The following is a 20,153-nucleotide window of genomic DNA, read 5'->3' on the forward strand; positions in this document are numbered from 1 at the left end:
GTAGGAGTTACCCGAATTTACGCTTGTAGAGATTAAGACCTCTCAAAAATAAGTTTACTTAATTTTGAAGTTTGATCGTTGAAACAAGAAGCCCAAAGTTTTAACTTTGGGTAGCTCACCTAAAAGCCATTGTAAATACTGTGGACTTAAACACTCAAAAGAGATTGAAGACAGATTAAGCGAAAGGAAGACAGATAAAAGACTTTCAGATCATATATTAAAATGCAATGGGGTCGATAGAGTAGACAGCAAGGTTGGATATACAAAAGAGAATAGTGTTGCTTGTTGTAAATACTGTAATTTTGCAAAACATACTATGAGTGAAGATGATTTTTACAAATGGATAAGGCGAGTATATGAGTTTAATTTTAAATAATGGTACAACTGGAGTAGCTTGTAAAAATTTAAATAGACATTTCATAGGGATTGAAAAAGATGAGAAGTATTTTAAAATTGCAGAGGAAAGAATAAGTGGTTATGATAAAATACAAGAAGTAGAGATGGAAGTTAATAGTGAGAAAAAAACAATCAAAGAGGGGAAATTATTTAATCTATGAGAATCAAGAAATTTAAACCTTGTGGTAATTGTGATAATGGATATATCCATAATGAAGATTCACAGGGCAATAAGATTGTAGAAAGGTGTAACTGCTGGAAAAGTTATCAGGAAGAGATGATCATTACCAGTAGGTTAAGAAAATCAAATATTCCTTTATCTATTTTAAAATATGATACTGACCAGTATAAAGGGAAGGATAGAAATAATAACTTAAAAGCTATTGATAATTACATTAAGAAGTTTAATGAGTTCCAAGGTTGGCATTTATATTTCTATGGTCCAGTAGGTACTCAGAAGTCAACTCTATTAAGATTTATCTGTAGAGAGTTGCTAAAAAGAAATAAATCTGTATACTATATACTAGCTGATGATCTAATTAAAGATTTAATACTTGCTGATAGAGATGAAGTTCTACAAGCTAAATATAGTAGAATCATGAAAGAAGCTGATCTATTAGTAATTGATGAAATGAGTGAAGACAAAATAACTACTTATAAATCAGGTTGGCAAAGGAAGTTTATATTACCATTTCTGAAGAAGAGAATGGAGATATATGAAAAGAATGTAATCTTTTCTTCCAATAGTCCCTATGATAATATAGGAGAGTTTTTTGAAGGTGCAATTCAGGATTTAATTAATAGAGAAGTAAAAGCACAACTTATATTTGAAGATAACTATAAAGCTGTAGCTGATAGTTTTGATATTAGTAAACTATGGGAGTAAAAAATGATTTTAAACGATAAGCATAGAGATGGTGACATAAAAGTTCTTAATAGATTTGCTCTATTTCCTGTAAGAGTAAGTGAGAATAGAAGACTATGGTTAGAAAAATATAAAGTAGTTTTAAAATATACTATTTATTCTAGTTCTACTAGGTGCTGGAACTTTGTGAAATATACATATAGAGATAAATAAATGGAAAAAGTTAATTTATCAGAATTATTTGGAACTAAGAGGGGAGACTAAGTGGCTAAAAGAGATGCAATATCAATTAATGAAAGACAACTACTGAAGACATATTTTGAGAATCCTGATTTAATCAGTGAAAATAATCAATTCTTCCTAACACCACAAGGAGACCAGCTATATAGCTCACTATTAAAAATAGTTAAATATGGTGAAGATTGTAATATTGATTCATGGAGGAAATATACTGCTGATGATAATAATGTCCCTATGTCACTATATGATGATATACTTGATACTAATATTAAAGTAGAAAGTTTTCCTCAATATCTAAAAAGACAAAGAGAAGATTTTTATGTAAATCAATTTGAGAATAGCTTCTCTGAAAAATTGATGGATCAGATAAATAGGAAAAATAGAAATCTTGATACATTAAAAGAGATTATTCAGGAAGGTGAAGAGTTATTATCTAATATAGAAGGTGACTCCCATAATGTAAAAACTTATGGAGAAATTATTAAGGATCATAAAAAGACATTAGAAGAAAGAAATAGTTCAGAAGATTATCTTACTTCAGGGGATAGTCATTTAGATTCTGTTTTATCCTATCCTATGTCAAAGGGAGAAATTACAATCATCGGTGCTTCTTCAGGTATAGGTAAAACAACTTATACAAGATACCTAATCAACAAACGAATTGTAAAGAGATTACCTACAATGTACTTTTCCCTTGAAATGAGTGAAGAGGCTTTTGCTGATCCTTCTATATCAGCTATTGGAAAGATAAAGGATGCTGAATTAAAAGGGTTGGATATTGAAGATGATATGGAAGAAAAAATTCCTTCTTCTACTTTTGATAAGCTAGATAAACTATATAATAAATATAAAGACCATGATACATTTTATTTTTGTGATGAATCAGTTTTAAGCATAACAGATTTAAAAATATTGATTAAAAAATACTTAAAGAAAATGCCTAAGACAATGGTAAACCCTGTAATCTTTGTTGATCTTATGTCTATGCTATCTGATTTTAATAATAGTAAAGGTAATCTGGCAAGTGTATATGAATTGGCTATGAATAAATTACATAGTGAAATAGCAAAAGATTTGAATGTTCATGTAGTAGGTATCTTCCAGTTAAGAAGACCTTCAGATAAAGTTAAGATAGAATCCTATGAAGAAATATTTGATAAATTAAAGCCTAGTCCTGAAACGATTAAGAATTCAGGTGCTATATATGAAAGGGCAAGACAAATTCTTTTACTCTTTAGACCTAAACACTATGGTATAATGTATCTTGGGGCTGATGATCCAGAAGTAAGGGTTGCTGATGATGTTATGTATACGTATGTCATGAAACAGAATCGAGGAAAACTTGGAAAGGTTATGTATTTATGTGATTTTGATAAGAATACTTTATTCCCATACAGAGATGATGAACAAATTGACTTAGGTGACTAAAACTAACTATCATATTAGAGGTGCTTCTATGGAATATAAAAAATTAAAATGGAATAAAAAACTACTGAAGAATAAACCATTTGAAGATGCTTGTAGGTGTAATGATAAAAGAGCATTATTTACTATCACGACAAGAGGAAAAGAAAAGGTTTTCTATATCATTATGACAAATATCCATAGGAATACTACAAATAATGAGTATATCTACATAGATAGAAAAAGAGAATCTTTAATTAGAACAGGAATTTATGTAGGTGAGTCTCCTGTGGGGATATTAACTACTGAAGATGTTTTAGATTGGATAGAAGTATATGAACAAAGAATGGATAAACATGAACATAAGGTTAAAGAAAATAGATTGAAAGCTGTAAAGAAAATGCAAGAAGCTAAAAAGAAAAAAGCCAAACAGAAAAAAACTTCTTGACAAACTAGTTATCTTCATATAGTCTATGATAAAGGAGAGATTAAATGCGATTTAAGAAAGAACTTCTAACCGAGGGATCTATTGTAGTTCATTGTAATACAGAAGAGAAAGCAAAAAAGCTTTTAGAATGGGCTGATAGTGAAGGAAGAAGATGGGCTAATGATTCTTATTTAGATACTAATAAATGGTCTTTTTATGAAGAAGATACTTGCTATAGAATAGCTGAGAATTCATTTAGTTCTAAAAAGTTCTTTAGTAACACTAACAATAATAAAGAATACTATAATATAATTACTTATGAAGATGCTATTGACGATTATACTAGGAAACTATATACTATGGTAAAGGAGAGATTAAATGATTCAACTACAGAACGAAAAAATTAAAGAGGCAAGTTACTATCTCATTCACACTTACAATTTTTGGAGTGAAGTCTTTCTAGCTTGTAATATCTCAGAAAATAAAACAATTCCTACAACAGGGGTTAATGTTACTGAGAAGGGAATGAACTTTGTATATAATACAGAGTTTATTAATAATCTCCCACAATCTGAAATAAACTTCTTAATCCTACATGAGATACTTCATCTTGTATGTAATCACTCAGGGCGTATTCACCAAAAAGCTCTAAATCACCACGTTGGGAATGTAGTGGGAGATATGATTATCAATACAGAGATTAAAAACCATTTCTGTAAACAGGATAAAGTAAACACTATAAAAAATGAAGAGGATGAAGATGTTGGTTATTTTATTCCTGAAGATTACAAAGGAGAGCATACCCTAGAGAAGCTTTATGAGTGGTATGTAGAAAAACATCCTGAAGAAACAGAACAAATTAAAAAGAAGGGTGAAAATACTGACTCTTATGGCTATTCAGAACTAGATAAGGAAAATATTGATGTTCATATTGAAGACACTGTTACTGAAGAAGAAAAAGAAGTTATTGTTAGTGAACTGATTGATAGGGCTAAGAATCGAGGCACATTATCTGCTGATATGGAAGAAATGATTAATAGGTTAAGACCTTCCAGAAAAAACTATATCCGTATGATCAAAAGTAGTATCAGTGGTTTAGGTTCTTCTCAAAAGCAAAAAACCTGGAAGAGATTTTCTAGTAGAGGAGATCTGTTTAGAGGTAGGGTTAAATATAAAAAGATGTTTAATATCATATTAGATGTTTCTGGTTCTATGCATGGTTCTTTTGAAAAAGCTCTGTCTTATATCTTCCATAGTGGATATGAAGTAAATATGTTCCAAGTAGATACTGAAATCAAGGCTATTGAAAAGATTAAGACTAAGACTCAAATGAATAAGCTAAGAATTCAGGGTTGTGGCGGTACTACTATCCAACCAGCTATTGATAAGATTGTAGAGAGATATAATAAATATTCTACTATTATCCTTACTGATGGATATACTGACGATCTTAAACTACTAGGGTTAAATAATAAAGTATTGATCCTATCTACTGAAACAAAATGTCCTATCAGTAATGGACAAGGAAAAGTTACTCAGATTGTAATTAAGGACTAATCTATGACTTATGAAATTAAAATAGATAGAAATAGAGATAGTAAAGAAGCAATTTTTGATGAATCTGGAATTCAGATTTCAGATTGGTGGTTTCATATTTGGGAGAATGGTTTAGTGAATGGAAAATCAGATTTTTATATTGTATCTAGAGAAGATGCTAAAGAAGCTATTTTCCATATATCAGGAATTCAGATTTCAGAATGGTGGTATGATATTAAACTTAATGGTTTAGTTAGTGGAACTTCTAATGACTACATAGTTGAAAATGAAAAACATGAATATAAAACATTCACTTTTGATAAAACAAAGTTTATTATGGATATGTTAAAAAAAAGGGTTGACAAGAAATTAAATATAAATTAAAATACTTATATTGAATATCAAGGAGAAAAGAAATGAGTATGAACAAGATTGAAAAATGGGAAGCATTGATTAAGGCACAAGCAGGGGTATTATATTTAGAGGGTCCTCCAGGTACAGGTAAGACTGCTATTGCTGAAGAAATTGCAAGAAGAAATGGATGGAGATATGAACAGTTTATTCTATCCCAAGAAGACTCTGCTGATATTGCTGGTATCCCTTTGAAAGATACTAGAGATGGTTTAACTTTAACTAAGAGGTCTATACCTGAGTGGGCTTATGAAGCTAATAATGCTGATGTACCTACACTGGTAAATTTTGATGAATTAAATCGTGCCCCTCTGGAAAATCGTAATGCTTGTCTACAGATATTGAATGAGCGTAGAGTAGGTAGATATGCATTAAATGATAATATCTATTTTATTGCTACTGGTAATGTAGGGGATGATGGAACTTCTCGCTCTGATGGTGCTGAAGTAGAAGAGATGGATACTGCTCTTTGGGGTAGACTTATCTATGTTGATTACAATATCAACTATAATGAGTGGAAAAAGATGTATGGTAAAGAAAATGTCTGGAGTTACATACTGGATTATCTGGATCATCGTACAGAACATTTTTATCATTATAATGAAGAAAGCAAGTCAAGAATGAATCCTACTAATCGTACTTGGACAAATCTTTCAAAGTTTGTTACACGTACAGCAGAAGATGATATTGAAAGGATTGCTCTTTGTAAAGAATTTGCAAAGAACTATATTGGACCTATGGTAGCTTCTTCCTTTGTAAACTATCTCGATGAACTGGAAATGATTAACGGTACTACTATCCTAGATAGCTGGCCTACTGTAGCTGAAAAGGTTAAAAAGTTTGATAGGGCAAGAAAGTCAAGACTTCTAGCTGACATTAAAAAGAAAGGTATTGCACTTACTAATAAAAGGATTACCAATCTTTGTGAGTTCATAGACATTATTCATTCCGATGAAAAAGCTTCATATTTTAGAGATGTATTTGATGATGAAACCTTTGTAGCAATCTCAAATAATGAAGAAAATATGAATAAACTCTTAGAGTATATCAGTAGTGGAACTCCTGAAAAGGTTTTGGAAATGAAAGGTAGTAGTAACGAGAAGAAGAAACTAAAGACAGTATTCTATCTCATGACAAGATACTGGTCAGTATTTCAGGACTTCTATAAAGAAGAAACTACTGAAAAAGAATAACTATAATAATACCAGACTATATAAACTGTAGTCTGGTTTTCTATAGTTGTATAGGAAACTAAAATGACTTATAATATAAGAAAAAATGGAAATGCTAAAGAAGCAATTTTTGATGAAACTGGAAAACAAGTTTCTGAATGGTGGAACTACATATATCCCGATGGTTTAGTTTATGATCAATCTGATTTTTATCTTGCTGGTAGAGAGGATGGTAAAGAAGCTATTTTCCATAAATCAGGAATTCAGATTTCAGAGTGGTGGTATGATATTAAACTTAATGGTTTAGTTAGTGGAACTTCTAATGACTACATAGTTGAAAATGAAAAACATGAATTTAAAACCCTAACTTTTGATAAAACAAAGTTTATTATGGATCAACTTAAAAATAAAATATATGAGAGGAAAATATGAGATTAAATTTTAAAAAACTAACTAGTACAGCTAAACTCCCAACTAAATCTTCAAGATATTCAGCAGGGTTTGACTTCTATATTGATGAAGATGTTATACTAGAACCCCATAGTCTAATGACTGTTGATACAGGGATATCATGGCATCCTGAAGACTATCAAGGCGAGATAGGGAATAACAGCCTATTATGGTTAAACATCCGTAGTCGATCAGGACTAGCCATTAAGAAGCACATATCAGTTACTACAGCAGGGGTAATCGATCAGGATTATAGAGGTGAAATGAAACTACAATTTAACAATCATACTGATGATAGATATGTATTTAATCAAGGGGATAAAGTAGCACAAGGAATTCTTGAAGTTACACCTATCCCTGAAGATGTTATATATGAATCTAATAGAGTAAGGGGAGAGAATGGATTTGGATCTTCAGGGTATTAAAAATGGAGAAGTATCATCTAGTTAGAAGAGAAAATAATGATATCATAGATAATGTAGTAGCTTTATTTAGAATAGATAGTGATATGGATAACGATAGAGTTTCTGAGTGGTATTATAACATAATCATTGGCAGTTCTGAAAACTATTATGTAGCTAAGACCTTAGATAAAGAAGCCCTATTTCATATATCAGGAATAAATATATCAGGATGGGTATGCTCAGTTTGGGGTAATGATATATTATATAGTTTGAGTAATAATTATATGTGTGTTACTTCTAGGGGGATATTTACTAAATATACTATTGATCCTATTAAATTATTGGTTCAATCTATAAAAGGAAAACTAAAATGAAATATGAAATAAGAGAAGATAAAGATAAAAAAGCAATCTTTGATGAATCTGGAAAACAGATTTCAGACTGGTGGGACTATATTTGGGTTAATGGTTTAGTTTATGGAGAATCTGATTTTTATCTTGTTCGGAGACAATACGATCATAAAAAAGCTATTTTTCATAAATCAGGAGTTCAAGCTTCAGAATGGTGGCCTAGTATTTTTATTAATGGTTTAGTTTATGGAAATTCAAATGAATATACTTTTATCTCTGATGATAGTAAAGAAATAACACTAATTTTCGACAGAACTAAATTTATTGTAGATAAATTAAAAGAGAAAATGAAATGAAATATGAAATAAGAGAAGATAAAGATAAAAAAGCAATCTTTGATGAATCTGGAAAACAGATTTCAGACTGGTGGGACTATATTTGGGTTAATGGATTAGTTAGTGGAGAATCAGATTTTTATATTGCTATAAGTAGTGAGGGTTACGAAGCAATTTTTCATAAATCAGGAGTTCAAGCTTCAGATTGGTGGGAATATATTTGGCATAATGGTTTAGTAGGTGGGACTTCTAATGAATATACAGTTGATATAAAAAACTATGAAATAAAAACACTAACTTTTGATAAAATAAAGTTTATTGTTTCTATGCTAAAAGGAAAACTAAAATGAGCTATAATAGAAGACCTAACAGACAAAAGACTAAAAAAGCTATCTTTGATATGGATACTGATAAACGTATTTCAGGATGGTGGAGATTTCTATCACATGGAGGTGTAGTTAATGGAGAATCAGATTTTTATGTTGCTGGTAATACTTACTTTGCTATTTTCCATAAATCGGGAAAAAGAATTTCAGATTGGGCTCTTACTATAAGTTCTGTAGGTTTAGTTGATGGAACGTCTAATCAATATAGAGCTGAATTACATGATGGTGAAGTAAAAACATTCATTTTTGACAGAACTGAATATATTGTTTCTATACTACAGGAGGAATTAAATGCGATTTAAGAAAGAACTTCTAACCGAGGGATCTATTGTAGTTCATTGTAATACAGAAGAGAAAGCAAAAAAGCTTTTAGAATGGGCTGATAGTGAAGGTGTAGTGTGGGCTAATGGTGAATCGTTTATAAACAATACTAGATGGGAATTTCACAAAGAAATGTCTTACTATAGACTCTCTAGGGGTACAATGGGTGATATCGACCACTTTAGATTATCTTATGCAGAAACTATTATATCTTATGAAGACGCTATTGATATTTGTTTTTCTTTAATTATGAATATCAAAAAGAGGTTAGGTGAATGACTTTTGAAGAGTATAAAGACTATTATGAACAGAATGGACAGACTATCAATGGTCTTATAGAAATTAAGCAAGGTCTTAAATATCAATATACAAAATGGATTAAGAAACAGAATAAGATTAATGCTTGGAGAGAATGTAGAGAAGAAGCTTATAGAAGAAATCCTAATGCTGAACAGTTCTTTGATAGACTTACTAAGGCTGAATATGATTACTATGATAATCTATATGGTAAATTTGCTACTCTTGATCCTTGTCATATTATAGGTAAAGGAGAATGTAGCATTAATTCTTTATCTAATAATCCTGATAATATTTTAATTGCACCTAGAGAGTTCCATACATATATTGATACATATCATAATCCTTTTACTAGAGAACATGAATTAATTACCAAAGAAGAAAGGGATCAGATATGGATTAGATTCATAGGTGAAGAAATGTGGAACAAGTTACAGGAAATAAAAAAGGGTTGACACTAAATATTGAATACCCTATATTAAAATAATTGGAGGTGTTTACAATGAATAGACATACTAAGTATAGTTTGGAACAGTTTACTAAGATTGATGATGTAGTCAATTCTAGTAGTGGTGAAGAAGCAAGAGATAAAGCTAATGAATTAGCATCCTTATGGACAAATCACTCTTTTACTCTCCCTAATGAGCTAGAGTTTGAAACCATAATTAAAGGGGGTAAATAATTATGTATAGTGACATTATTTCTGATATTATTTCTGATTATACCTAAAATTATAATATACTCTTATGAACATGAGTAGATGGAGAAGATTATGGAAGGAAAATATTATTGGACTATAAAGAATAAGGTTAGAGTAACTGTTAAGAAAAAGAATTCTCAGGAATATGTTTTAACAGCATATTTTAAAGAAGGAAAGGAAAAGTTTATATTAACTAATAATGAGATGAAGGGACTTCACTCTTCAGGTGAATTAACAGATAGATCATAATATGATCGGAGGATTAAGATGAAAGAGAAGACTTATGTAATTGGTGATGAAACAGCAAGTTATCAAGAGGTTAAAGAATGGTGTACTGTTATGATTATGAATTTAATTAATTCAGAACCTCCTATTTGTGAACCAACTTTAATTACAAGAGAAAATTACAAAAAATATTTAGAATCAGAAGCTTTAGAAGGATTTAAGGATTCTACTGCTATTGAGTATTTAGAAGAGAATTTTGATAATTTATTAGAAAAAGCAGAAGCCTTAGTAGTTAGTTATACTAATGGTGAATGTACCGAGAAAGATATGAAAGAGTTTGGAGAAATTGTATATGGTAATAGATTCTTTAGTTTTCTTCAGATGTTCTATTACTATTTTGTGAATAAAGATCAAAAATTAGCCTATGAGGTTGCTATTATTTGGGATAAATATCATATTGGTGGATGGAGAAATTAAGGGGGATAGCTAAAGGGTGTATAGTGGATTCAATGGAGGTAATGCTGTGATAGACTCAAGATCGAGATATCCATTCTGCAAATAATATTCTTATTGAAGGTTTAAAACAATTTGGTATGGAGCGTACCAATCAAATGCTTGTGGAGAAGATGTCAGACTTAAATTATTTTAAGCAATTTTCGTTGAAACAAGAAGCCTAAAGTTTTAACTTTGGGTAGCTCACCACTAACTTAACGTCTTTTATTTTAGGTAACAGAAAAACCTATAGCTTAGATAATATAAATTTTCAAAAACCAGACTTTCTTAGAATAATAACTAAGGAAACTAAAAAGAGGATAAATAATGAAAAAATTAGTATTAGGTGATATACATTATAGAGAACTAATATCTGGTGGTAGAGAAATGCCCTATCAGTTAGGTATAATAAAGTTTTTCGAGTGGTTTTGTAACAGCGATTACAATAATGACAGTTACGATAGCTTATTACTAATTGGTGACTTGACTGAGAAATCTATGAACCAAGGGGCTATCAATGATTTCTTCCTGAATCTTTTTCAACATAGAATTAAAATACCATTGATAGAGATTTTAGAAGGAAATCATGATAAGAATAGAAAGGGTAGTAATAACCATACTTTTCTCTCCCTGTCTAATGTTAAAATAATATCTCATTGGAAAGTTAATAAAGAAGAAAATTGTAATATGCTTTATCTACCTTACTTCTATGGTAAGGAAATGAAGTCTACTTATGAGAACTTAGATATTCATACACCTATTGATTTCTGTTTTGCTCATATCATGGATGAAACAAGAGATTTTGGTGGTCATAAAGGAATTGACTTATCTTATCTTAATATTAATCAAAGAGTATTTGGTCATGATCATAATTTTAATTTGGATAAAGGTGGAAGCTATTTAGGGTCTATATCTCCAAACTCTTATACTGAACGTGATCAAAAGAAATATATGTATGTTATAGATACTGATACAAAAGAATCAGAAGCTATAGAGATACCTGTATATGTAGGATATAAAGAAGTAACTTATCCTGATAATTTAGCTGAATCAAATTATAAGTATACTATCTGGACAGTTAAAGAAGCACTGGATAAAAAACAAGCTATAGACTATTATAAGAGTCAGGATGAAGACTTCTATTATCGTAGAATAGAGAGAAAGAAAACTCAAAAAGAAATAGATATAGAAGAAAATAGAGGGGATAATGATAATATTTCTCTATCAGAATATTTTAAGCTATATAGAAAACAATCTGGATTATCTGATAAAGTTTCAGATATAGTAGAAACTATTTTAAAGGAATAAACAATGTTTAGAAATTCTCTTTTGAAAGGATCAATCGTAATATGTAGTAATAAAGAACAGTTTAGTATTCTTCTTGGTTGGCTAGAAGATAAAGGATGGGAATGGATAAGTCACCAAAAACCTACTATAAATATTTGCTATATTAGTACTTATAGTCCCTATAGACTAGTTATTAACCCAAATAAAACTATATATAGGGGAAAAACTATAGACGGTGATATTATTACCACTATTACTTATGAAGAGGCTATTGACAACTTATATAATATAGTACATAGTATAAATAACAAATTAGGAACTAAAGATAACGGAAAAATTGAGGTGAAATTATGAGAATAGATAGTATAACAGCAGATGGGTTTAAAGCTTACCAAGGAAAAAGAACCTTCACTTTCAAAAAAGGTGCAAATCTTATTCTAGGTAGAAACGGAAAAGGGAAATCCACCATTATTGATATAATTAATCTTCTACTATTTGATAAGAAGCCTGATAAAATGGAGTCACTATGTAATTACTATAATAAGGAAAATAGATTTTATATTAATATTAAGTTTGGTCATGAGGAACATGAATATTATATTGAGATGGAATATAGTAAGAAAGGTAATACAGGGACTTCCAAACGATCACTATATATTGATGATAAATTCGTAGCTGAGAACTCTGATGTAAATAAGTTTCTTAATGAAGTATTTAATATTGAAATTATGAGCTATGCCTTAATATCAAAACAACGTGAAGCAGAAATTGTAGAGTGTAAAGATGCAGAGAGGAGAGAACTTCTTAAACAGGTTCAGAATCTTGATTTCTCTAAAAAAGTAAAAGAACATATTGAACCAGTGATTAAAGAACTTCAAGATCAGTTAACACAAATTGAGAAAGATATATACCTATTAGAAAATCAAACATATACTCTATCAGAACTACCAGAACTTCCTTTCTTGGAAACAGAGTATGAGAGCAAGGTAAAAGAGAAAGAGTCTATAGTGACAATCCTCAAGGAACTGGAAGGGGATATTGCACAGGTTAATATACTGAAGGATAATAAACAATCTCTTTATAATGAAATAACAGAACTCAAAACAGAATATTCTTCCATTGAAGAAACCTTACAGTCTATAGATAATATCTCTAGTGAGGAAGATAAACTAAATTTAAGAAAGGATGATCTTCAAAATAGTCTTACTGATTATCAAAATAATTTGAAGTCCTACGATCTTGATAAAGAAAAACAAGATGCTGAATCTGAAAGACAGCTAAGAAGAGTTGATACTGAATCAATGATTAAAGATCATACACAAGGTTTTGAAGAAGTCATGGAAGCTAAGGTTAAAAGAATAAAATCTTTTGATCAGTCTTTACTAGATCAGAAATATAAAGAGTTGACTATTGCGGAGACTAATCTAAAGCATTTAGAAAAAGAAATCTCTAATATAAGATCTGGTAATTGTCCTACCTGTAATAGACCATGGGATATTCATTCTACTGAAGACAAGGAGAATGATATAAAAGTCCTTCAGAAAACTATTTCTATTCTTAATAAGGAAGTTAAAGAACTTGAAACTGAAAAAGCTGATATTGAAGCTATTAAGAGAAAAAATGATGAAGTAAAGGAAGCAAAAAGAATAGCTGAGTCTTCTATAGCTAAATATACTGAAGAAATAAATAGATTTCTTACACAAGACCTATATAATATTGATCAGGTGATAGTAGCCTATGAAGCTGAAATAATAGAGTGTGAATCTAAAATTAAGGATATAGAACATCAAATTATAATCCTTGACAAAGATATTGAATCACTAAAAGATAAGGCTAATCAAGCTGATTCTTATAGAAATAAACTATTTAGTATTGATAAGTCTATTAAGCTAAAAGAGTCTAAAATCTCTAGTCTGGAAGAGAAGATTGCTGAAATTGAAAAACAGACTCATAGAAAAGACTCTCTGGAAAGAAGCCTTTCTACATTGAAAAGTGAACTCTCTCATTATACTAAAGTAAAAGAAGATATAGAAAGAATAAAGATAGCTAATACTGAAGAGGAAAAGAAAGAAAAAGAAGATAAGAAAAAACTAAAGAAAACCCATAAGGATAAGGATAATACTACTCAGTCTATTATTGATAATAAATTAGTCAAAGATGTTCTTCTAAAAGATTTCCCTAACTTTGTAATTGATTCAAAGATAGATGAAATTGAATATGATATGAATAAGTTTATTAATCAGATATATGATAGAGATTTAGGAATTGAGTTTAAGAAAAATGCTAGTTCTATTAAGTTATTATATGGTGAAGGTGATAGAAAGATTTCAGCGAGAGGTGGTACTTCAGGGGCAGAAAGAAAGATTATCCAGCTTGCTTTTATTAATTCTTTTAATAAATCACTAGGGTTAGATTGTCTATTATTAGATGAACCTGATGAATCTGCTGATGATATCAATGCTGAAGCTATGTATGAAACTATGGGAGGTATGAATGATATCTATGGACAGACTATCTACATTACCCATAAAGAAGCTATGAAGACCTACTTGACAACTAACTTTGATATCAATATGATTGAGATTTAAAGGAGTGACTATGAAAAGAATAACAGCATTAACGATAATATTTATTGTATCAGTAATATGGGCTATTGTAGAAAGGTTATTTCATATTGATAGTCTATTAGATCAAGTAATAATATGTATAGTTGCTCTTATCGCTATTATTTTAAGTAAAGAGGTAAAATAAAATATGGGAAATGCAGATGCACATAGTAGAAGAGGAAATACAGGGGATGATTACAAAACACCTAAACCTTGTGTAAGGGCTGTCTTGGATAATCATAAAATACCAAAAAAAGCAAAAATACTTGACCCCTGCTGTGGTAACTATGCTATAGGAGATGTATTAAGGGAATATGGATATAATAATATCACTGAGTATGACCTTAAATATGGTAGAAACTTTCATTTAGAATTAGACCATTATGATTATATAATCATGAACTCTCCCTATAGTGATAAGAAAAACTTCATGTATAAGGCTTTTACTATTGCTGATCATATTATCAGTATCCTTCCTCAGAATGTAACTAACTATAATGAGTTTCAAAGCTTATTCATGGATATGCCCTATTATAGAGGAAAATATCTAATGAGACCAAAGTTTTTTATGACTGAAGAAGATACAGATAATCCTAAAAGAGGCGGTGTTTCTGCTTATACTTGGTTTATATGGCAAACAGTAGCCAAAGAACAAAATGTAGATTATTTTGAAAGATATATAAATCTAAACCCTTATTTTAAAACAGGAGGAAACCAATAATGAATTTCTTTCAACTATATTTGGTTGGTATGCTTATTACCTTACTATTTTTCAACAAGAAGCCCAAAGTTTTAACTTTGGGTAGCTCACTAAGGTTAAATTGGATACTCTTATTGACTACTGTACTAAAAAAGAATATAAGTATAAAATAATAACAGAAATTAACTTAGGTATTAGAATTAGAGGAGGAGTGTTAGATGAACACAGTTGGTATCAAAAGGATAATTAGAAAGAAAGAAAAAAAGAATGTATATTGTTTTGATGTTCCTAGTCATGAGCTAATTGTAGTAGGAGATAAAGGGAAATATGTTTCTGGAAATTGCAATTTCTCACTTTTATTCGGCACTAGTGCTTTCTCTTTTGCACAGCAATCACTATATGATGAATGGACTAAAGAAGAAGCTAGAGATTTTGTAATGAATAATGATTTAACCTATAAGGTGAAAAGAAGGAAAGCTGTATTATATGGTAATTCTCCACAAGAATCAGAAGTTGAAAAAGAAATTGATATGTTTACTACTATCGGAGATAAAGATCATTTTGCTAATGTTTGGGTAATTGCTTCATTCTTTAGAGAGAACTTCTTTAAAAAATATAAGGTGCTTAAAGCATGGATTGATAAATGTATTGCTGATGCTGAAAATGATGGTTTTACAAGATCATCTCATGGTATTATTAGAAGACTTCCTTACCTATACTATAAAGGAAAAGACTCTTCAAATATTAAAATTAAGAATAATCAAAATATATCTATCAATAGTAGAGTACAGTCTTTTGAAAGTGTGGTAGTGAATAGATGGTTATTAGATGTATGGAATTATACTAGAGAACATAATTTAAGAAGTTATATTATGGGGTGTATTCATGATGCTGGTGAGATGTATTCTATCAATTCCGAAGAACAAGAGTTTATTAAGATTGTTCATGAATTTGGTGAAAAAGACTATCCTGAATATAATGGAATTCCTCTTGAAGTTGAAAGTAACCTAGCTGATTATCATGGAACATATAAAGCTACTAAAATGGAAAAGAATAAGAAAACAGGAGAGATGGAAGAAGTTAATGCTTGGGAAGTTTGGGATCAAGGTAAAGAAGTAACATATTAAGGAGGTATTAATATGAGTTTAAGAAGTTTAAATAGGAGTTTACTAAAAAAAGGACTGAGTTGTGGTATCTTGGTGGATGATGATTATGCACCTGAAGAACATCAAGAGGAAATATGTTTATACATAGATATTCCTTTTATGGGATATGAGGAGGAAATATTATATACAATATATGAGACTAAAGATCATGTATATGATTTTAAAGCTGAAAATACTGAGAATGGGGTATCATATACTATATTCCATAATGAGGATGAGGATAGTTTATGTAAAAAAGTAGATGGGCTACTTTTATGCTATAGTGATAATGAATCTAATATACAAGATAACAATAAAGATAATGCTTTTGAAACTATGATGAAAGATTATCTCCAGAACAATGAAAATATATCAGTAGATAGCTCTGGTTTTACTATATCTAATCATAAGTTCTTTTTGGAAAACGACTTCAATGAGGTGTTATATCTATTTATAGGAGGTATTCTAATATTTTCTTGTACTGATGGGTTTCTAGCACATAGACTATTAAAGAATATCTTTAAATATTTTATTGATATCAATCAGTAAAATATTAGGATAGACTACAGAAAAATAATTAAAACTTTCTCTTGACAATAGTCTCTCTATCATATATACTCTTATATATAAGATATTAAAAGGAGAAATGAAATGAAGAACATAAAACAGGAATTTGAAAATCAGTGTAAGAAACGAATTATGACCCGAGAGGAGGTTTTGTACTTTTTGGTTAATAACTCTGATGTTAGAGTTTGTATGTATGAGTTTGATGTAGAAACTGGCCTATACCCTATCAACTGGTGTTTACCTTCCTTCTTCGCTTATGATTCAGATATTGTAATATACCGATGGACTAAAGATAACGGAAAAACAATAAACAAGTTTGAGATGGAATAGAAGATAAAGATTTCTAATATTTTAGAAAATTGGTTTTTTAAAGGAGAAATGAAATGAGGAATATAAAACAGGAATTTGAAAATCAGTGTAAGAAACTACAATTAGACTATGACTTTGAACAATTTGATTATCAATATATGGAAGAAGAAACAAATATGGCTTTTAAACTATATGAGAGTCTAGTCAATAAACCATTAGTATATCCTTCTAAAGTACAATCTAAGATTAATCTACTTGATAAATATACTTTAAACTCTGATTTGAAGGAGTTTAATGTAATACATTTATATCCTAAAGACATTGCCTATCCTGATGGATATTATGATAGTAGATTTTTTGATCTGCATTGTTTTAATACTAATAAACAAGAAAAATGTATTATAGAAAATAGAGATGGTATATTAATACCTAATGAAGATGTTAATGTTTGGCAAACTAAAATCTATGCTGATGGGAGTACTCTTATTCAATTTAGACAAACTGTTACTTCTGACTTCCTTCAATGCAGTATAATAACAAAGGTAGGTAAATTAGTATGAGTGAATCATTATTGAAAGTGTTGATGGAAAGAGATGGAATGAGTGAAGCTGATGCAAGAGAAGAGATTGAAGATGCTAAAATAGAACTCAATTCTCTTTTGGAAGATGGGGAAATTCCCTATGACTATTGTATGGATAGATGGGGTCTTGAACCAGACTACTTAGAAGAATTGTTATTTTAAAATATAATCTATTTTTAGTATATAATAAAAAAATTAACTATCCTTCATATAAACTAATTTATATGGAGGATTTTTTATGCGTTATTCTTATAAATGTTCTACAAAAAATTGTAGTTACAGTGATGTTTTCCAATATTCAATTAATGACAATTTACCTAATAGTTTAGACTGTCCTAAATGTGGTGGTGATATGGAGAGAGATATTAGGGCTGATCTGCTTTCTACTTCTACCACTATCCCTGATAATTGTCGTGCATTAAAAATGGATAATGAAATGAACTATAGTAAAATGTCTAGGGACCAAAAAACCTTCTATTAAATATACTAACTATTCTACTAGAGAGGTTTTAATTCATGGCAAAACAAAAAAAACTTAACAATACACAAAAAAAGAATAATGGTTTTCAAAGACTTTTTAAAAGGTTTAGTCTATCTAAGAAGTCTACCAATGGAGTAAAGAAAGTCTATCCTGGTAGAGTTAATCCTAAAGACGCTGAAAATGCTAAAGATGCTCAAAGAATAATTCCTATAGAAATGAACTCTGAAGTTCAGAAAGCATGGAATTATTTTGAATCTAATGCTACCATATTAGGTGAACAAGGTGCTGATTATAATCATAGAATAGCCAGATATAAAGAACTGGAATATATGATCTATAATGAAGGTTTAATGTGGACTTCAGCTACTACCTATACTGAGGAAGCTATTACTGCTGATGAATCTGGTAATACTATAGGAATCAATGGTAAGAAAAAAGATATTGAAAAACATTTCTATAGCTGGTTAGACTCTATTGGTATTAGTGATAATGTACTCAGAAATATCTCATGGAATCTCACTGTTTATGCTGATGATTTTATGGCTGTATCTGTAGATTTACTAAAAGGTATTACAGAAGTAACTCCATTATCTCCTTTTTTAATTAAAGATCGTTTAGAATTTAATCCTGTTAAGGCTTTATCTTCTATGACTAAAGAACAGCAAGGGGCTATTGCTAGTATAAGTAGTAGAGAAAAAGGACTTAAAGATATTGCTGATATGCTTACTAATAAAAAATATGATAATTATAATGCAATGTATAAATCATACTTAATGGGGTTTGTAGATATAGCTGGTAATGCTCTACCTCCATGGAATGTTTGTCATTTTAGAAGATATTCTAACCATTCAGAATTTGCCCCTTATGGAAGACCATTGTTTATTGGTTCTTTGGCAAGATATAAAAGCTTTAAAGCTACTGAGATGTTAATAGACTCTGCTAGAAGTGCTTCTTTTCCAAAAGAAATATATACAATCAAAAAAGGGGATGATATGACTGAGGTAGAAGTATATCAGCAAGTTAATAGAGTTAGACAAATGATTAATAATATAAATCAAAACTCTAAAGATCCTGATGAACTTACTATCAATGAGCCTATTTTCACAGTAGATGGTCTATATGACTTTACTCTAAAAGAATCTCGTATTGACCTTAAAGCTTTAGGTGACTTAGATGCAAAAAGAGAAGATTTAGAAATGTCTACTGGAATACCCCCTGGATATATTAAACAAGGTGATAGATCATGGGGTAACTCAGGACAGAATTTATTACAACAATCTAAAGTATTTGCTAGAAAAGTATATGCTAATCAATCAGCTATTTTAGAACAACTTACTTATCTTTATAGAACTCATTTAATGCTTACTGGTGAATTTGATGGAGAAGACACTGAGTTTGAACTATATATGCATTTCCCTGTAGAAGAAGTTAATAGTGATAAAATGAGACTTAAATCCGATAGTATCAGCTTAGCAAAAACTATTCTATCAGATTTAGGAGACTCTTTAGGATTAGATAGAGGAGAGTCTTTACCAGTAGAAGTAGTACAGCAAATTTTTTCAGATCATTCTTTTCTTAGTCCTGAAGATATTGACAAATGGGTAAAGATTTATCAAAAGTCAAAAGAACCCATTGAGGAGTCTAAGATTAAAAAAATAAAAGAAAAGATTAAAGGTGGTTATCTTTCAGAAGAACTTGTAAGAGAAGTCTATTTTATGAATAAAAAGAAACTAGGTCTAACAGAAGGGATATCAAATTATAGACATTACTATAGCTCTTTTACTAAAAACAATAAACTTTTAGAGATTAACCTAACTATTTTAAATAAGAGTAGAAATAGAAAACTACAAGAAATATCTGAAGAGGTAATAGGATAATGAATAATTTTATTAAAAAGTTTTTAGAAGAAAAGAACTATGATGTACGTACACTACTAACAGACTTACTGGAAAAGAAAGATCATTTAATCAATAAAATTCCTTCTTTATCTCAGGAACAGAAAGATGAAATTATTGCTCACTTTCAAAAGTTCCCTCATTTAGAAAATAAGATAGATTGGAATAATCT

General features: G+C 29.9%; 33 protein-coding genes. All 33 read left to right on the forward strand.

Annotated elements, in window-relative coordinates; translation table 11 throughout:
- The first annotated feature begins 106 nt into the window (after positions 1-106).
- Positions 107-376 carry a hypothetical protein gene (locus PF569_03760; protein ID MDA3855349.1) on the forward strand — a complete coding sequence of 90 codons (270 nt, stop codon included), beginning with the start codon at positions 107-109 and terminating at the stop codon, positions 374-376.
- Positions 357-557, forward strand: coding sequence for a DNA methyltransferase (locus PF569_03765; protein MDA3855350.1), 201 nt, complete (start codon positions 357-359; stop codon positions 555-557). Before PF569_03760 ends, PF569_03765 begins: the two co-directional genes overlap by 20 nt.
- A complete protein-coding gene (locus PF569_03770) occupies positions 554-1,282 on the forward strand; it encodes an ATP-binding protein (GenBank protein MDA3855351.1) in 729 nt (242 codons plus the stop codon). The genes PF569_03765 and PF569_03770 overlap by 4 nt, the downstream gene beginning before the upstream one ends.
- A gap of 3 nt (positions 1,283-1,285) precedes the next feature.
- Positions 1,286-1,474 carry a hypothetical protein gene (locus tag PF569_03775; protein MDA3855352.1) on the forward strand — a complete coding sequence of 63 codons (189 nt, stop codon included), beginning with the start codon at positions 1,286-1,288 and terminating at the stop codon, positions 1,472-1,474.
- Positions 1,475-1,525: 51 nt separating this feature from the next.
- On the forward strand, positions 1,526-2,929 hold the full coding sequence (locus tag PF569_03780) for a hypothetical protein (protein ID MDA3855353.1): 1,404 nt from the start codon (positions 1,526-1,528) through the stop codon (positions 2,927-2,929).
- A 28-nt stretch (positions 2,930-2,957) separates the two neighbouring features.
- Complete coding sequence (locus PF569_03785; GenBank protein MDA3855354.1) at positions 2,958-3,353, forward strand: hypothetical protein; 396 nt, start codon at positions 2,958-2,960, stop codon at positions 3,351-3,353.
- 44 nt (positions 3,354-3,397) lie between these two features.
- Complete coding sequence (locus tag PF569_03790; GenBank protein ID MDA3855355.1) at positions 3,398-3,739, forward strand: hypothetical protein; 342 nt, start codon at positions 3,398-3,400, stop codon at positions 3,737-3,739.
- Positions 3,711-4,889: a VWA-like domain-containing protein gene (locus PF569_03795; GenBank protein MDA3855356.1), complete on the forward strand. Its 1,179-nt coding sequence runs from the start codon at positions 3,711-3,713 to the stop codon at positions 4,887-4,889. The genes PF569_03790 and PF569_03795 overlap by 29 nt, the downstream gene beginning before the upstream one ends.
- Before the next feature lie 3 nt (positions 4,890-4,892).
- Positions 4,893-5,252, forward strand: a complete 360-nt coding sequence (locus tag PF569_03800; GenBank protein MDA3855357.1) for a hypothetical protein — start codon at positions 4,893-4,895, stop codon at positions 5,250-5,252.
- Between the two features lie 38 nt (positions 5,253-5,290).
- Positions 5,291-6,472, forward strand: coding sequence for an AAA family ATPase (locus PF569_03805; protein ID MDA3855358.1), 1,182 nt, complete (start codon positions 5,291-5,293; stop codon positions 6,470-6,472).
- A 63-nt stretch (positions 6,473-6,535) separates the two neighbouring features.
- On the forward strand, positions 6,536-6,883 hold the full coding sequence (locus tag PF569_03810; protein ID MDA3855359.1) for a hypothetical protein: 348 nt from the start codon (positions 6,536-6,538) through the stop codon (positions 6,881-6,883).
- Entirely contained in the window at positions 6,880-7,326 is a 447-nt protein-coding gene (locus PF569_03815) for a hypothetical protein (protein MDA3855360.1), read from the forward strand. Before PF569_03810 ends, PF569_03815 begins: the two co-directional genes overlap by 4 nt.
- A 2-nt stretch (positions 7,327-7,328) precedes the next feature.
- Positions 7,329-7,679 carry a hypothetical protein gene (locus PF569_03820; GenBank protein MDA3855361.1) on the forward strand — a complete coding sequence of 117 codons (351 nt, stop codon included), beginning with the start codon at positions 7,329-7,331 and terminating at the stop codon, positions 7,677-7,679.
- Entirely contained in the window at positions 7,676-8,011 is a 336-nt protein-coding gene (locus PF569_03825) for a hypothetical protein (GenBank protein ID MDA3855362.1), read from the forward strand. Before PF569_03820 ends, PF569_03825 begins: the two co-directional genes overlap by 4 nt.
- Positions 8,008-8,340 carry a hypothetical protein gene (locus PF569_03830; GenBank protein ID MDA3855363.1) on the forward strand — a complete coding sequence of 111 codons (333 nt, stop codon included), beginning with the start codon at positions 8,008-8,010 and terminating at the stop codon, positions 8,338-8,340. The genes PF569_03825 and PF569_03830 overlap by 4 nt, the downstream gene beginning before the upstream one ends.
- Positions 8,337-8,678, forward strand: a complete 342-nt coding sequence (locus PF569_03835; GenBank protein ID MDA3855364.1) for a hypothetical protein — start codon at positions 8,337-8,339, stop codon at positions 8,676-8,678. Before PF569_03830 ends, PF569_03835 begins: the two co-directional genes overlap by 4 nt.
- The gene (locus tag PF569_03840) at positions 8,668-8,976 is read left to right on the forward strand and encodes a hypothetical protein (protein MDA3855365.1); all 309 of its coding nucleotides are present in this window, start codon (positions 8,668-8,670) and stop codon (positions 8,974-8,976) included. Before PF569_03835 ends, PF569_03840 begins: the two co-directional genes overlap by 11 nt.
- Entirely contained in the window at positions 8,973-9,449 is a 477-nt protein-coding gene (locus PF569_03845) for a hypothetical protein (GenBank protein ID MDA3855366.1), read from the forward strand. The genes PF569_03840 and PF569_03845 overlap by 4 nt, the downstream gene beginning before the upstream one ends.
- 47 nt (positions 9,450-9,496) lie before the next feature.
- Complete coding sequence (locus PF569_03850; GenBank protein ID MDA3855367.1) at positions 9,497-9,676, forward strand: hypothetical protein; 180 nt, start codon at positions 9,497-9,499, stop codon at positions 9,674-9,676.
- Between the two features lie 90 nt (positions 9,677-9,766).
- Positions 9,767-9,943 carry a hypothetical protein gene (locus tag PF569_03855; protein MDA3855368.1) on the forward strand — a complete coding sequence of 59 codons (177 nt, stop codon included), beginning with the start codon at positions 9,767-9,769 and terminating at the stop codon, positions 9,941-9,943.
- Positions 9,944-9,961: 18 nt separating this feature from the next.
- Positions 9,962-10,396 carry a hypothetical protein gene (locus PF569_03860; GenBank protein MDA3855369.1) on the forward strand — a complete coding sequence of 145 codons (435 nt, stop codon included), beginning with the start codon at positions 9,962-9,964 and terminating at the stop codon, positions 10,394-10,396.
- 342 nt (positions 10,397-10,738) lie between these two features.
- A complete protein-coding gene (locus PF569_03865; protein ID MDA3855370.1) occupies positions 10,739-11,719 on the forward strand; it encodes a hypothetical protein in 981 nt (326 codons plus the stop codon).
- 3 nt (positions 11,720-11,722) lie between these two features.
- Positions 11,723-12,052: a hypothetical protein gene (locus tag PF569_03870; GenBank protein MDA3855371.1), complete on the forward strand. Its 330-nt coding sequence runs from the start codon at positions 11,723-11,725 to the stop codon at positions 12,050-12,052.
- A complete protein-coding gene (locus PF569_03875; protein MDA3855372.1) occupies positions 12,049-14,286 on the forward strand; it encodes a hypothetical protein in 2,238 nt (745 codons plus the stop codon). Before PF569_03870 ends, PF569_03875 begins: the two co-directional genes overlap by 4 nt.
- 166 nt (positions 14,287-14,452) lie before the next feature.
- The gene (locus PF569_03880; protein ID MDA3855373.1) at positions 14,453-15,025 is read left to right on the forward strand and encodes a hypothetical protein; all 573 of its coding nucleotides are present in this window, start codon (positions 14,453-14,455) and stop codon (positions 15,023-15,025) included.
- Positions 15,026-15,222: 197 nt separating this feature from the next.
- Positions 15,223-16,131 (forward strand): hypothetical protein, encoded by a 909-nt coding sequence (locus PF569_03885; protein ID MDA3855374.1) that lies wholly within the window; start codon positions 15,223-15,225, stop codon positions 16,129-16,131.
- A 12-nt stretch (positions 16,132-16,143) separates the two neighbouring features.
- Entirely contained in the window at positions 16,144-16,698 is a 555-nt protein-coding gene (locus PF569_03890) for a hypothetical protein (GenBank protein ID MDA3855375.1), read from the forward strand.
- 177 nt (positions 16,699-16,875) lie between these two features.
- Positions 16,876-17,046, forward strand: coding sequence for a hypothetical protein (locus PF569_03895; protein MDA3855376.1), 171 nt, complete (start codon positions 16,876-16,878; stop codon positions 17,044-17,046).
- Positions 17,047-17,099: 53 nt separating this feature from the next.
- The gene (locus tag PF569_03900) at positions 17,100-17,585 is read left to right on the forward strand and encodes a hypothetical protein (protein ID MDA3855377.1); all 486 of its coding nucleotides are present in this window, start codon (positions 17,100-17,102) and stop codon (positions 17,583-17,585) included.
- Entirely contained in the window at positions 17,582-17,767 is a 186-nt protein-coding gene (locus PF569_03905; protein MDA3855378.1) for a hypothetical protein, read from the forward strand. Before PF569_03900 ends, PF569_03905 begins: the two co-directional genes overlap by 4 nt.
- A 76-nt stretch (positions 17,768-17,843) precedes the next feature.
- Entirely contained in the window at positions 17,844-18,086 is a 243-nt protein-coding gene (locus PF569_03910; protein MDA3855379.1) for a hypothetical protein, read from the forward strand.
- Between the two features lie 35 nt (positions 18,087-18,121).
- A complete protein-coding gene (locus PF569_03915) occupies positions 18,122-19,963 on the forward strand; it encodes a hypothetical protein (GenBank protein ID MDA3855380.1) in 1,842 nt (613 codons plus the stop codon).
- A partial coding sequence (locus PF569_03920; protein ID MDA3855381.1) for a hypothetical protein occupies positions 19,963-20,153 on the forward strand: 191 nt, incomplete at its 3' end. The genes PF569_03915 and PF569_03920, both read left to right, overlap by 1 nt.

The sequence above is a fragment of the Candidatus Woesearchaeota archaeon genome, assembly GCA_027858315.1.
GTDB lineage: Archaea > Nanobdellota > Nanobdellia > Woesearchaeales > UBA583 > UBA583.